The sequence below is a fragment of the Kitasatospora sp. NPDC048545 genome, assembly GCF_040651155.1.
Classification (GTDB): Bacteria; Actinomycetota; Actinomycetes; order Streptomycetales; family Streptomycetaceae; genus Kitasatospora.
Window position 1 is genome coordinate 1 of sequence record NZ_JBEZIQ010000013.1, and the last position, 13,613, is coordinate 13,613.

Annotated in this window: 9 protein-coding genes; 2 read left to right on the plus strand and 7 right to left on the minus strand. The window is 74.5% G+C overall.

Annotated features, from left to right (window positions below; translation table 11 throughout):
* Positions 1–562 precede the first annotated feature (562 nt).
* The gene (locus tag AB0D10_RS14810; protein WP_360255686.1) at positions 563–1,717 is read right to left on the minus strand and encodes a glycosyltransferase; all 1,155 of its coding nucleotides are present in this window, start codon (positions 1,715–1,717) and stop codon (positions 563–565) included.
* Positions 1,718–1,967: 250 nt separating this feature from the next.
* Positions 1,968–2,408 (minus strand): SRPBCC family protein, encoded by a 441-nt coding sequence (locus AB0D10_RS14815; protein WP_360255688.1) that lies wholly within the window; start codon positions 2,406–2,408, stop codon positions 1,968–1,970.
* Between the two features lie 91 nt (positions 2,409–2,499).
* Here AB0D10_RS14815 and AB0D10_RS14820 point away from each other — a divergent pair, with 91 nt between their 5' ends.
* The gene (locus AB0D10_RS14820; protein ID WP_360255690.1) at positions 2,500–3,399 is read left to right on the plus strand and encodes a HipA family kinase; all 900 of its coding nucleotides are present in this window, start codon (positions 2,500–2,502) and stop codon (positions 3,397–3,399) included.
* Between the two features lie 74 nt (positions 3,400–3,473).
* Here the strand turns inward: AB0D10_RS14820 and AB0D10_RS14825 are convergent, their stop codons facing one another.
* From AB0D10_RS14825 to AB0D10_RS14845, 5 genes are all read right to left on the minus strand, one after another.
* The gene (locus AB0D10_RS14825; protein WP_360255693.1) at positions 3,474–3,839 is read right to left on the minus strand and encodes a hypothetical protein; all 366 of its coding nucleotides are present in this window, start codon (positions 3,837–3,839) and stop codon (positions 3,474–3,476) included.
* 157 nt (positions 3,840–3,996) lie between these two features.
* Complete coding sequence (locus tag AB0D10_RS14830) at positions 3,997–5,487, minus strand: S8 family serine peptidase (protein ID WP_360255696.1); 1,491 nt, start codon at positions 5,485–5,487, stop codon at positions 3,997–3,999.
* Positions 5,488–5,768: 281 nt separating this feature from the next.
* On the minus strand, positions 5,769–6,887 hold the full coding sequence (locus AB0D10_RS14835) for an amidohydrolase family protein (RefSeq protein WP_360255698.1): 1,119 nt from the start codon (positions 6,885–6,887) through the stop codon (positions 5,769–5,771).
* Positions 6,888–6,890: 3 nt separating this feature from the next.
* Positions 6,891–8,345 carry a glutamine synthetase family protein gene (locus AB0D10_RS14840; protein WP_360255700.1) on the minus strand — a complete coding sequence of 485 codons (1,455 nt, stop codon included), beginning with the start codon at positions 8,343–8,345 and terminating at the stop codon, positions 6,891–6,893.
* Positions 8,346–8,421: 76 nt separating this feature from the next.
* The gene (locus AB0D10_RS14845; RefSeq protein WP_360255702.1) at positions 8,422–11,133 is read right to left on the minus strand and encodes an MXAN_6230/SCO0854 family RING domain-containing protein; all 2,712 of its coding nucleotides are present in this window, start codon (positions 11,131–11,133) and stop codon (positions 8,422–8,424) included.
* 545 nt (positions 11,134–11,678) lie between these two features.
* Between AB0D10_RS14845 and AB0D10_RS14850 the strand changes: the two genes are divergently transcribed.
* Positions 11,679–13,454: a 3-hydroxybutyryl-CoA dehydrogenase gene (locus AB0D10_RS14850; RefSeq protein WP_360255704.1), complete on the plus strand. Its 1,776-nt coding sequence runs from the start codon at positions 11,679–11,681 to the stop codon at positions 13,452–13,454.
* Positions 13,455–13,613: the final 159 nt, after the last annotated feature.

The window sequence follows — 13,613 nt, forward strand, 5'->3', positions numbered from 1 at the left end:
GCGTCGAAGGCCTCGGGTGCCTCCAGGGCGCTCAGGTGGCCCGCTCCGGGGATGACGGTCAGTTCGGCGTCGGGGCCCGGCCGGGCGGTCGAGCAACCCGGTGCCCGGCCGGCGGGGGCCGGACAGGGGCCCGCCCGATCGCGGCACGCTGTCGTGGTCAATGGTCATCAGCGCACGATCTCCCCTGCTGTGTGCCCGGGGTTACGGTGTCCCGGCACCGGTTGGCGCGGGGTGGCCGTCCCGGCCCGGTGGGCGCGGTCCTGACAGCACCTGCTGCCGCCGGCGGCTCTCGGAACTCCCGTGGCGGGGCCGATCGTGAAGGGATCGGTCGCAGGGGACTCGGTCGCGAGGGGCCCAGCCGTGAATTCCCGATATGAAATCTGAACGAAGTAGGCAAAATCCGACCATGCCGAACCAGGCGCTACGGGACGGAAGTTGACTTGCCGTTTCATTCCAGCCGCCCATTAATAGGTATTTCGGATTTGAAGCCCCATCCCTTGTCCGGTTGAGGGTGCGAATTCGCCGCGCCGGAATCGACGGGCGTTCACGGCATGTGAAACGATCAGATCCGCTCTGGGACACGGGTCCTGCGCCGCCCCGCAGCCGGCCCGGCGCCCAGCAGATGCCGGTAGAGGGCGTCCACCTGTTCGACCACGGTGCGCACGTCGTGCCGGGCGACCGCGTGATCGCGCAGGCGCGCGCCGCGTCGCTCGCATTCGATCGGATCGGACAGCGCTTCCCCCATTCGGGTGGCGAGCGCCGCCGCGTCCTCCGGCGGGACCACCGCCTGCTCCCGCTCCGCCGGCGGCAGGCACTCCCGCGCCCCCGGCACGTCGGTCAGCAGCACCGGACGGGCGGCCGCCATCGCCTCCAGCGGGGCCAGCGCCATCCCCTCCCAACGCGAGGGCAACACCACCAGGTCGGCCGCCGCCAGCCACGGACGCGGGTCCGCCACGTCCCCGACCAGCCGGACCCGGGCCGGCTCGGCGCTCTCCCGGACCAGCTCCGCCACCCGCTGCTCGTCCGGCCCGCCGCCGACCAGCGCCAGCCTCGCCTGCGGCACCCGGCGCAGCACCTCGGGCCAGGCGGCGAGCAGCACGTCCTGGCCCTTCTGCCGGCACAACCGCCCGACGCAGACCGCGAGCGGGGCATCCAGGTCCAGGCCCAGCGCGATCCGGGCGGCCCGACGGTCGGCGGGCGCGTAGTGCCGGACGTCCACGCCGTTGGGCACCACCGCCCAGTCGGCGTGCACCCCGGCGGTCACGCCGTCGGCCCGCTCCTGGACGCTGACGCAGAGCAGCCGGTGCGCCCAGCGGGTGGCGAAGCGCTCCCAGCGCAGGGTGGCGGCGGCCAGCGCGCCGTCCACGGCCGCGAAGGACCAGGCGTGCGGCTGGAACACCGTCGGCACGGCGCCGCGCACCGCCAGCCGGCCGGCCAGCCCGGCCTTGGCGCTGTGCAGGTGGACCACGTCGGGCGCGGCCGCGCGGACGATCCGGCGCAGCCGCCAGGCCTCGGCGGCGGTGCCCGCGCCCGGTGAACGCCCGGCGGGCCAGTCCTGGACCAGCGCGCCCACCGCTGCGGCCTCCTCGGCCAACCGCCCGCCGCGCGGACAGGCGACCAGCACCCGGTGGCCGGCCTCGCGTTGTCCCCGGACCAAGTCGGCGACGACGCGGGCGACCCCGCCGTCCACCGGTTGCGAAATGTGAAGGATCGTCATATGCACGGCGGCGAGCCTAGGGTGGCTCCCCCGCGCCGGGCGGCCCCCGTCACCCGGAGGTGGCGGTTCGACCACCCGTACGGTGTTCCGCTCGTACGGGTGGCCGACCGCTTCGAATTCCCGCGCGATTCAAGCACGTTGATGGATTCAGGCGACCGAATCGCGCTGCCGGCCGCGTCACCCGGCGGCCGCGGCGGGCCGCGGACGTCCCGACGGACCCTCGATCCGCCTCAGCGGACCTCGATGCGCGTCAGCGGACCTCGGCGGCCAGGTTGGCCAGCACCTGGTCGTGGATCCGGTTCAGGCCCTTGGGGGCGAAGGTGCGCTCGAAGAAGCCGCCGATGCCGGTCGCGCCCTGCCAGGTGGCGGTCACGGTGACCTTGGTGCGGCCCTCACCGGCGGCCGCGACCGTCCAGGTGATCACCATGCTGGAGTTGGCGTCCTTCTCCACCAGCTGGTCGGGCTGCGGCGCCGACACGGTGAACAGGCAGTCCCGCACCCGCTTCTCGGTGGCCTGCAGCTTCCAGTGCACCTGGGTGCCGGCGCCGGTGCCGCCGACCCGGACCTCGTACTCGCTGTACTGCGCGGGCAGCAGCTTCGGGCGGGTCACCTGGTAGTCGGCCAGCGCCTCGTACACCTGCTCCGGGGCCGCGTCGTAGACCCGCTCGGTGGTGGCCTGCACCTGTCCCATGACCTTGCTCTCCTCGTGTGGTGGGTCGCGCTCTCACCGGCAAGCCAATCACAGGGTCACGCCCGTGACGCGGCGGGATAGGGTGGCCGGTGTGCTCGATCTGGTGACTGCAGTGCGCTACGTCGACCCGCTGCGGGCCGGCGGCTCCGTGCCCGGCGTGGTGGAGACCGACGACCTGGGAACGTACGTGGTCAAGTTCACCGGGGCCGCGCAGGGCCGCAAGGCGCTGATCGCCGAGGTGATCGTCGGCGAGCTGGCCCGGCGGCTGGGCCTGCGGGTGCCCGAGCTGCGGCTGGTGGACTTCGACCCGGCCGTCGCCGCGGACGAACCGGACACCGAGATCCAGGACATGCTCAGGGCCAGCACCGGCCTCAACCTCGGGATGGACCTGCTGCCCGGGGCGCGGGACTTCCGGCCGGGGATGATCGCGGTGGACGCCGTCGAGGCCGGCCGGGTGGTCTGGCTGGACGCGCTCACCGGCAACGTCGACCGCACCGTGCACAACCCCAACCTGGTGGTCTGGCACGGACGGCTCTGGCTGATCGACAACGGCGCCGCGCTGATCTTCCACCACCGCTGGGCGGGGGCCGGGGCGGCGGTCGGCAGGCGGTACGACCTCAGTGCGCACGCCCTCGGCGGCTCCGCCCCGGACGTCGGGCTCGCGGACGAGGAGCTCGGCCCGCTGGTCACCGTGCCGCTGCTGGAGGAAGTGCTGGCGCTGGTCCCGGACGCGTGGCTGGCCGGCGAGCCCGGCTTCGACTCGGCGGACGCCGTCCGGCACGCCTACGTCACCCACCTGGCCGCCCGGGTGGTGCTCTCCGAGCAGTGGCTGCCGGAGGGGTTCGCCACCCCCGAGCAGCTGCGCGAGGCCGAGCGGCGGCAGGCGGCCCGGACCCGGGCCGGGCGGCCGGCCTGGCTGCAGGAGGTGCCGGACCTGCACGGCAAGCCGTCGGTGGAGACGGTCTGGGGACAGCACGTCGACGAGGGCTGACCGCGGGTGGCGGCCGGCGCCGCGGCCGGGACGGCCGAGCGGCAGCCGAACGGCGGCCGCGGGCCGGCCCGGACTCAGCCCAGTGCGGACCGGATCCAGCCGAAGTACTCGATCGCGGTGCCGACCAGCAGGCCGAAGCCGGCCGTCGGGAACGCGACGTCCCCGGGCAGCCGCCGCAGCCGGACGACCAGGAACGCCAGGCCCAGCCCGAGCAGCGGCCCGGCAGCGAGCAGCAGGGCGAGCAGCAGCACCGCGGCCGGCGAGCTGCCGGCGGCCAGGCCCATCACCGCGACCACCAGGCCGCCCGCGCCGAGGGTGGCCAGCATGGGTGCGGCGAGCAGCAGTTGGCCCACGCCCAGGGCCAGCGCGACCCGGTTCCGCCGGCCGGGGAGGCCCGGTGCGCCGAGGACGGTCGGCCGGCCGGGGACGCTCTGCGCCATGTCGCTCAACTCCTGTGGTGACTCCGGTGGGTACGACTCCATCCTGTGCGGCGGGCGTGGCGGCGGCCTGAGTACGGGTACTCAAACGCGACCGGGGAGCGGGACCCAGTGGTCCCGCTCCCCGGCTCAGCGATCAGGTGTCGTCGTGGTCAGCCCGTCAGCGCCACCACTGGACCGCCTTCTCGGCGTTGATGATGCCCGCACCGTAGAAGCCGTTGTCGTCCGCGCCGCCCTCACAGGTGGCCTTCCACTGGCCGGCGCCGCCGGGGTTGAAGTCACCGGTCGGGCACGGGTGCGACTCGGCCTGGCTGGTCAGCATCTCGGTCAGCTCGTCCGGGCTGGCCCACGGGAAGGTGCTGGCGAGCAGGGCGAGGACGCCGGTGGTGTGCGGGGAGGCCATCGAGGTGCCCTGCATGTAGCCGTACTTGCCACCGGGGATGGTGGACAGGATGCGGCCGTCCTTGTCCGGGGTGTTCGGGATCTGGTAGCGCTTGTCGCCACCCGGCGCGGCGACGGTCACGACGCCCTTGCCGTAGCTGGAGTAGTACGACTTCTCGCCGTTGACGCCCACCGAGGAGACGGCGATGACGCCCGGCAGCTCGGTCGGCAGCGACAGGCAGTCGTTGGTGACCGGGCGGGTGCCCGGGGTGGTGTCGTCCGGGCTGGAGACGTCAGTGGTCTTGTGCGCCAGGTCGATGTTCTCGTTGCCCGCCGCGGCGACGTTGAGGACGCCCTTGCGCTGCGAGAACGCGACGGCCTTCTTGACGGCGGCGGTGATGGCCGCCTGGTCCTTGTCGTTCGGGCAGTTGAACATCCACGGGTCGACGTAGTAGCTGTTGTTGGTCACCTTGAACTGGTGCTCACCGGCCCAGACGAAGCCGCAGATCGCGTACTCCGGGTAGATGAACCCGCCGTCGTCGACGACCTTGACCGCGGCCAGCTTCACGTTCGGGGCGATGCCGACGATGCCCTTGCCGTTCTTGGCGGCGGCGATGGTGCCGGCCACGTGGGTGCCGTGGTCGCCGTCGGGGCCCGGCTGCCAGGCCTTCCAGTCGGTGTTCGGCTTGCCGCCGTCGATGCAGGAGACCGACTGCGAGGCGTCCACGTTGGCGGCCAGGTCCTCGTGCGTGGCGTCGATGCCGGAGTCCAGCACGCCGACGGTGACGTTGCGGCTGCCGAGCGAGATCTTGTGCGCCTTGTCGACGCCGATCTGGCGCATGTCCCACTGGTTGGCTTCCAGCGGCTCCTGGCCGGCAGCGGGCGCGGTGGTGGGCGCCGGGGCGACCTCGGCCTTGCCCTGGTCGGCGGCGGTGATGCCCTTGGTGCGGCTGGCGCCGACCGAGTCGACGCCCTTGGCCAGACGCAGCTTCTCGGCGAACTTGGTGTCCGTCGAGCGGGCGATGACGACGCCGATCTGCTCGTACGAGTAGACCACCGAGCCACCGAGGCTCTTGACGGCCTGCTCGACCTTCTGCACCTGGCCGTGGTTGGCCTTGGTGTTGACGACGTAGCTGAGCAGCGGGCCGGGCGTCGGGTCGGCCGTGGGAGCCGCGACGGCGGTGCCGGCCGGGAGCGCGAGGGCGCCGGCGGTGGCGAGCACGAGGCCCACTGCCGCGTACCGGGTCCGGCTGATCCGAGGAACTCTCATTGGGGTTGGCCCTCCCGAGTCGTCATCCGGCAGCTGCGGTTGGCAGGTGCACTGGGAATGACCGGAACTTAATGAATATTCGATGAGATGCGCAAGAGGTAGTCATCTAATCGTCACATCTAGAGCAACAACAGAGGTTGAGAGTTCGCAGATCAACAAGGACAACAGGGCCAAGATTGTTAAAAAGTGATGGTTCGCCGACGTGCGGCCACCCACTTCGGAAGCGCCTTCACCGGCCCCGACCACACCCTGAGGTGCAGCTGCGACGGCCTTCCAGGCTGCTACAACCCGTACAGCCGACGGGCGTTGTCGGCGGCGACCGAGCGCGTCAGCCGCTGCGCGTCGGCCGCCGCACACGCACCGTCGGACTGCCACCGATCCAGCAACTCAGCCAGTCCGTGCCGGAACTGACAGGTGCCCACCAAGAAAAGTTCGGGCAGCCCGTAGGCGTCGGTGGAGAACAACAATTTTCCGAACGGCGCCAGTTCCAGCATCTCGCCCAGGACCTCCGCCACCCGGGGCCCGGTGTACGAGGCGGTCAGCCCGAGGTCGGTGAAGACCGTCGGGAAGGCCTGGGCCAGCCAGGCGGCCTGGCGGTGGTACGGGTAGCAGTGCAGCAGCACCAGCGGAACGCCGCTGGGCTCGGCGGCGCGCACGAAGTCCGTCAGCAGGGACGGGTCGGCCCGGTGCAGGGTGAGGTCCGGATCGCCGAAGCCGGTGTGGAGCTGGAGGGGCAGGCCGAGCTCGGCGCAGACGTCCACGGCCGTCCAGAGCAGGTGGTGCAGCAGGACCGGGTCGGTCAGCCGACCGTGCCCGCCGCGCAGCCGGGCGCCGGCCGCGGCCACCACGGCCGACCGGGCGGGCCGGTGCGCCGGGGCGGCCAGGCCGTGCCGGTAGGCGAGCACCGACTTGACCGCGACGGCACCCCGGGCGGCGGCCGCCAGCGCCTCGGCGACGGCCCCGGGCCAGTCCTCGGCACCGGCCGTCACCGACCCGGCGACCGTCTCCAGCCGGACCACCTCGCGCACCGACGCCCCGGCCAGCTCGGCGAGTTCGGCCGGGGGCAACAGCGGCAGGCCCGCGGCGGCGGTCAGTCCGGTGTCCACCAGCAGGGTGTCCAGCCCGGCTGCGGCGAGCAGCCGGGCGGTCGCTTCGGCGGCGCCCAACTCGCGCCGCCGGGCCAGGTAGTCGACGGCCGGGGCGTGCGCGGGCAGGCCGAGCACCGGCGGGCACCAGCGCCGTACGGCGAGGCCGAGCGCGCTGTCGAAGGGCGAGCAGCCCGGCGCGGGTGGCCGGTCCGACTCGGTGAGCAGCGCGGCCAGGGCGTCGTCGGCGAGGTCGGCCGCCACCACGCTGTGGCAGTGGTGGTCGACCAGCGCGGGCGCCTCCGGCCGGGGCACCGGTCAGTACCGCCAGCGGGTGGCCGCGGCCAGTTCCTCGGGCGTCACGGACGCGTACTGCTCCGCCTCGGCCCGGCGCACCGCCAGCACCGCCTGGTACAGCGGCTCGCCGAGCGCCTCGCGCAGCACCGCCGAGCGCTCGTAGGCGGCCAGCGCCCCGGCCGGGCCGTCCGGCAGCCGGGGGACCGTGCCGGGCTCGGCGGCCGCCGGGTCCCCCGTGAACTCCGGTGGCAGCGCCCGGCGCTGGTCCAGCCCGGCGAGACCGGCCGCGATCACCGCGCCGACGGCCAGGTACGGGTTGGCGCTCGCGTCGAAGCACTTGACCTCGGCGTTGGCCGCTGCGGCCCGCTCCCCGGTGGAGCCGGTCACCAGGCGCAGCGCGGCCTCGCGGTTCTCCAGGCCCCAGCACTGGTAGGCGCCGGCCCAGTTCGAGGGCACCAGCCGCAGGTACCCGGCCGGGCTGGAGCAGCCCAGCACCAGCAGTTCGGGCAGGGCGTCGAGCACCCCGGCGAGGAAGCCCTCGGCCTCGGCCGTCAGGCCGTGCGGCCCGGAGCCGCCGTGGCCGAGGTTGCGCCCGTCCCGCCAGAGGCTGAGGTGCAGGTGGCCGCCGTTGCCGACCGCGCCCGCCTCGACCACCGGAGCGAAGGAGACCCGCAGGCCGTGCCGGGCGGAGACGGCCCGCACGGTGTGCCGGACCAGGACGGAGGTGTCCGCGGCGCCGACCGGGCCCTCGGGGGCGACCGACACCTCGAACTGGCCCGGGGAGTACTCGGGGTGGATCTGCAGGACGTCCAGTCCCTGCTCGCCGAGGGCGCGCAGCACGTCCCGCAGGTAGTCGGAGAGGTCGGTGAGCCGGTGCATCCCGTAGGCGGGGCCGTGCGTCGGGTACCGCGGCTCCTCCTGCGGGGAGCCGGCGAGGGCCACCACCCACTCGACCTCGATGCCGGCCTTGAGGCTCAGCCCGCGCGCGGCCGCCGCGGCCTCCGCCCGGCGGGCGAACAGCCGCTGGCAGCCGGGGTGCGGGGCGCCGCTCTGGGTGTACCTGTCCGCCGGGGCCCAGGCCCACCCGGGCTGGGCGGCCAGCGGGACGGCCCGTTCCAGGTCGGGGTAGAGCCTGAGGTCCCCGGTGGGGCCGCCGATGACCGGGCTGGTGGTGACCGCGTCGTCGGCGAGGAAGACGTCGAAGCAGGGTGCGGCGCCGATGCCCCACTGCGCGGCGTGCGACAGGCCGCCGAGCGGCACCGCCTTGACCCGGGTGATGCCCGCGTTGTCCACCCAGGTGACGGCCACCGCGTCGACGGCGGCGGTGCGCAGCCGGTCGGCGGCCTCCTGGGCCAGCTCGGCCCGCTCGGCGCGCGGGGGCAGCGCGACGGCCGCAGCGGGGCCGAACGACCCGGCCGTACCGGCCGGGTGGACGGGGCCGGGCGCGGTGGAGCCGGCGGCGGTTCCGATGGTCATGTCACCATGCTGCCCCGCCGGTCGGGCCCGCGTAACTCCCCTATCGGGTGGTCCAAACGGAGGCCCGTCCACCCGTTCACCCGTTCGGGGAGAACCGGGCCGTCAGGTCCCCCGCGGTGATCCGTTCCAGGACGTCCGGGGCCGCGTCCATCGGGCCCGGGTAGAGCCGGTAGAGCGTCCCGTGCGCCCCGGCCGGGACCGGCACGTCGGCGTGCACCAGGGCCGCGAACGCCCGTGCGCCGGTGAGGCGTTCGGCGATCAGCCGGGCGGTGTCGTCCGGCGGCTGCTCGGTACGCCGGTCGCTCTCGTGGCGCCCGCGCAGGCGCGCCGCGAAGTCGGCCACCGGCTCGTCCGCGCCCCGGCGGTAGACACCCAGTCCGAGGCCCGTCCGGTCGCGGACGAGCACCTCGTCGCTGCCGGCCGCGGCGGCGGCACAGGCGAGGTCCCAGAGGGTGGCCCTGGCGCCGGGGGCGAAGTGCGTCAGGACGTCCCGGGCCAGCGAGCCGATCCCGGCGTGGTGCCGGTCGAGGTTGTGGAACCCGGCGTCGGAGCCGGCGTTGAGGTCGGTCCAGGTGTAGGTGCGGGTCCGGAGGTCGACGATCATCGGCACGCAGATCCTGGCGTCCCCGGCGAGGTCCAGCCGCTGCCGGACGCTCTTGGGGTGGAAGCTGCCGGTGCGCTGCCGGGCCGCCTCGGACGGGGTCAGGGCCATGAAGCCGGCGAAGGCGTCGGTGAGGTCCTCGAACGGGACGTCGTTGTAGCTGAACACCACCACCACGGCGTACCGGGCACCCACCTCCCCCAGCGCCCGCAGGTCGAGGTCGACGAACTCGGTGGCGCCGTGCGGCGGCGGAGCGGTGGTGAAGTCCCCGGAGTGGACGGCGGCACGCGGGCCGAGGACCAGCCGGGTGTAGTCGCACAGGCCGGTGAACTGCCACTCCTCGTCGTAGAAGGCGATCGACAGGTCGAGGTCGACCCGCTGGTGCGGGCGCTGCATCCAGTGCACGAACAGCCGCAGCAGCTGCCCGTCCGGGATCCGCTGCACGCTGCCGCGCGGCACGGCCACCAGGGTCCTGGCACTGGCGCGCTCGGCGAAGGGCACGACCAGGTCGGCCAGCGCGGCGTCCAGGACGGCCACCTCGTAACGGCCCTCTTCCCGCGCCGACCGCTCGGCCCGGCGCAGCAGTTCGGCCTCGATCAGGGCACAGACCGGGGCGGCGAGGCCGGCCGGAACGGGCGTGCCCCAGTCGTGGCGGGCGTGCGCCGAGGCGACCCGGCCGCGCGGGAAGTACAGCCGCCGCTCGCCGTGTTCGCGCGGCGCGCGCAGCCGCCCGTACGCGCCGAGCAGCGGTCCGGGGGCGACGGCGCGCAGTGCCGCCGGCAGCGCCTCGGCGAGGTCGGCGGGCATCGGCTCGCCGGGGGACCAGGTCTCGTGCACCCGCAGCAGGTGGTGCAGCCGGCGCACCAACTCGCCCGGGCGGCGGGCCAGCAGCCGGACGGCGGCGGGCAGGTCGCCCTGCTGGAGGGCGTGTTCGACCGCGGCGGCGAAGGTCTCGACGGTCAGCCGGGTGTGGCCGCCCGGCGTCTCGCGCACCCGCAGCGGCGCGGGCGCCTCGCGCAGCTCCGGGCCGAGGCCGTGCAGGTCGAGGTCGCTCTGCCGGATCACAGCGAAGGCGGCGGCCGCGTACGGGAAGCGGGCGCGGTGCTCGTACGGGTGCAGCAGTTCGCCGGCCCGCAGCCAGGGCTGCCGGTGGCGGCGCAGGTCCTCGGCGAGGGTGCCGGCCGGGAACGCGTCCAGGACGGCGAGCAGTTCGCGGCGCAGCGGGCGGGGCAGGTTGCGCAGGCGCAGGGTGCGGGCGGTGGCCGGCAGCAGGTCGGGCTCGGCGCCGGACCACGCCCAGATCAGCCGCAGCACGTCGGTGGCGGTGGTGAGGTGGCCGGCGAGCAGCGGGCGGGCGCGCTCCGGGTCCCGGTGCAGCAGTGCGGCCAGCACGGTGGCACGGCTCTCCCGGACCGGGATCTCGGCGGGCAGCCAGGCGGCCGGGTCGGCCGGGGCGTGGTCGAGGAGCAGCGCGAGGTCCTCGCGGTCCTGCGGGCTCAGCGGGGTCCGGCGGCCGAGCAGGGCGGCCAGTGCGGTTCCGGCGAGCCCGGGCGCCGCGGCGGAGCGGGCCAGGCGCAGGGGCTTGAGCGCGGGGCCGGGGCGCAGGTTCGCGGCGACGACGCGGGCGCCCTTGGTGTCGGTGCGCAGGCGGCGCTCGCGTTCGAGCGGGGCGGCGCAGACCGGGCAGTGGCGTCCGCCGGAGGACTCGATCAGGTCCTCGTAGCAGTCGCCGCACAGCAGGTGGGCGCACGGGGCGAGGGCGCCGATGCCGGCGGTCAGGCTGTCGCGCTCGCAGACCAGGCAGACCTGGCTGCTCTGGCAGAGCAGGTGGCCGCGGATGATCGAGGAGTAGGAGGCGTGCGCGTGTGCGGGCACGCCCTCGGGGAAGCGGCGGAACAGCGGGGTGTGGCGGCGGTCGGCACCGAGCGTCGCGTCGATCTCGCGCAGCAGCCGGGTGCCGGCGGCGGCGAGGTCGGCCGGGCGCAGCCGACCGAGGGCGACGCGCAGGTCGCGGGTCAGGACGTGGCCGCGCTCGGCGAGGTCGGCCTCCAGGACGACCAGGCCGCGGGCCGTCAGCGGCTGCGGTTCCTCGGGCGGTGCCCCGGCCGCGACCAAGACCGTGCCGTGACGGCGCAGCAGGTAGGTGTCCAGTCCGGTCTCGGGCGCGTCGGCGCGCTGCTTCTTCACTGCTCTTCCCCCGGGTAGGTACGACAAAGCGGGGGCGGAGAGTGGGCGCACTCGGGTCATTTTGGAGATGAGTGAGAAGGAAGCACGCCGCGGAGCCGCCCCCGCGTCGATCACCCTAGCGAAGGCCGGCCGCGCGCCCCAACGGTTTTCCGCCCACGCCCCCTTCCTACCGGCGAGTAGCTTCGCTACAGTGGCCGGACGCACCACCGCCGGGCTTCGGGAGCCGCACCGGCGGGAGGCTGCGGGTCGCCGCGTCTGCGGCACCCGCGCGGTGCGCTTTCACCGGCCGGTGCCGCGCACCGCGGCGGCCGGGTTTCTCCTCGTATCAGAGCCGCTTCCTTCACCTTCGAGCGCCTGAGTACCACGGCACACCTGCGCAGTTCGGCCGGAGCGGACCGGCCGCCGTCCGGGTGGGCCGCACCCCGTCATCTCCCCAAGCCCCCGCGCGTGGACCCTCCTCCGGCGGCGGCCGCCCCCGGCGTACGGGCGCGGCGGCGTGCCCGCCGGAGCACGCGCGGGCCCTTCATGACTAGGAGTCAGGACAGATGGAGCGTCCCTTCCCCACCGTCGCGGTCGTCGGCCTCGGCACGATGGGTGCCGGCGTCGCGGTGGCGGTCGCCAAGAGCGGCCGCCGGGTGATCGGCATCGAGGCCACCGAGGATTCCGCCGCCCGGGCGCTGGCCCGGATCGAGGAGGCGACCGCGCACGCGGTCGACCGGGAGCGGCTCACCGCCGACGAGCGCACCGGGCTGCTCGCCCGGATCTCCGTCGGGCACGAGCTGGCGGCCGCCGCCGGCGCGGACCTGGTGATCGAGGAGGTGCCCGAGCAGCTGGAGCTGAAGCGGGAGGTCTTCGCCGAACTGGACCGGATCTGCCCGGAGACGACCGTGCTGGCCACCGGCACCACCGCGCTCTCGGTGACCCGGATCGCCGCCGCCACCGCCCGCCCCGAACGGGTGCTGGGCCTGCACTTCTTCAACCCGGTGCACACCATGAAGCTGGTCGAGGTCGTCCGCACCGTGCTGACCTCCCCGCGGACCGCCGAGGACGCCGCCGCCTTCGCCCGGGACCTCGGCAAGGAGCCGGTGGCGGCCGGCGACCGGGCCGGCTTCGTGGTGAACGGCCTGCTGTTCGCGTACCTGAACCAGGCCGCCGCGATGTACGAGTCCAAGTACGCCTCGCGGGAGGACATCGACGCCGCGATGCGGCTCGGCTGCGGCCTGCCGATGGGCCCGCTGGCGCTGCTCGACCTGATCGGCGTCGACACCGCGCGCACCGTCCTGGAGGCGATGTACGAGCAGTCCCGGGACCGCCTGCACGCCCCCGCCCCGATCCTCGGCCAGCTGGTCTCGGCCGGGCTGCTGGGCCGCAAGACCGGCCGCGGCTTCTACACCTACGAGGCACCGGGCTCGTCCCGCGCCATCGACGCGGCCACCGGGCCGGCCCTGCCGAAGGTGCCGGGCCGCGAGGTCCGCACCGTCGGCGTCTGCGGCTCGGGCACCATGGCCACCGGCATCGCCGAGGTCTTCGCCAAGGCCGGGCACCCGGTGCTGCTGGTCGCCCGCAGCGCGGAGAAGGCGGACCGGGCCAAGGCGCAGCTGGCCAAGTCCCTGGAGCGCTCGGTCGCCAAGGGCCGGATGTCCGCCGAGCAGCGGGACGCCGCGCTGGCGCTGGTCACCCCGGTCGGCCAGTACGCCGAGCTGGCCGAGGTCGACCTGGTGGTCGAAGCGGTGGCCGAGGACCTGACGGTCAAGCGGGAGCTGTTCGCCACCCTGGACAAGATCGTCAAGCCGGGCGCGGTGCTCGCCACCACCACCTCCTCGCTGCCGGTGATCAGCTGCGCGACCGCCACCACGCGGCCGCAGGACGTGATCGGCATGCACTTCTTCAACCCGGCGCCGGCCATGAAGCTGGTCGAGGTGGTCTCCACCGTGCTGACCGCCCCGGACGTCACCGCGACCGTGCTGGAGCTGACCGCCAAGGTCCGCAAGCACCCGGTGGAGTGCGGCGACCGGGCCGGCTTCATCGTCAACGCACTGCTCTTCCCCTACCTGAACGACGCGGTGCGGATGCTGCAGGAGCACTACGCGACGGTGGACGACATCGACACCGCGATGAAGCTCGGCTGCGGCTACCCGATGGGCCCGTTCGAGCTGCTGGACGTGGTCGGCCTGGACGTCTCGCTGACCATCGAGCAGGTACTGCACCAGGAGTTCCGCGAGCCCGGCCTGGCCGCCGCGCCGCTGCTGGAGCACCTGGTCGCGGCGGGCTGCCTGGGCCGCAAGACCGGCCGCGGCTTCCGCGACCACGCGCGCCGGTGACCACCCCGCAGCCCGGCGGCGGCCCGCATCCGGCCGGCCCGCCCGCCGGGCCCCCTCCGTACGGCGGTGCGGCCCTCGGCAACGGCGCGGCGCAGCACGGGGCCCCGCCCGGGACCAGGCCCGGCTGGAGCCCGGGGACGGTGTCCTCGCGCTGGCCCC

What these genes read in the sequence shown, in the direction of transcription:
- AB0D10_RS14810 (WP_360255686.1), bottom strand. Translation starts at nt 1,717, where the DNA reads ATGACGATCCTTCACATTTCGCAACCGGTGGACGGCGGGGTCGCCCGC.
- AB0D10_RS14815 (WP_360255688.1), bottom strand. Translation starts at nt 2,408, where the DNA reads ATGGGACAGGTGCAGGCCACCACCGAGCGGGTCTACGACGCGGCCCCG.
- AB0D10_RS14825 (WP_360255693.1), bottom strand. Translation starts at nt 3,839, where the DNA reads ATGGCGCAGAGCGTCCCCGGCCGGCCGACCGTCCTCGGCGCACCGGGC.
- AB0D10_RS14830 (WP_360255696.1), bottom strand. Translation starts at nt 5,487, where the DNA reads ATGAGAGTTCCTCGGATCAGCCGGACCCGGTACGCGGCAGTGGGCCTC.
- AB0D10_RS14840 (WP_360255700.1), bottom strand. Translation starts at nt 8,345, where the DNA reads ATGACCATCGGAACCGCCGCCGGCTCCACCGCGCCCGGCCCCGTCCAC.
- AB0D10_RS14850 (WP_360255704.1), top strand. Translation starts at nt 11,679, where the DNA reads ATGGAGCGTCCCTTCCCCACCGTCGCGGTCGTCGGCCTCGGCACGATG.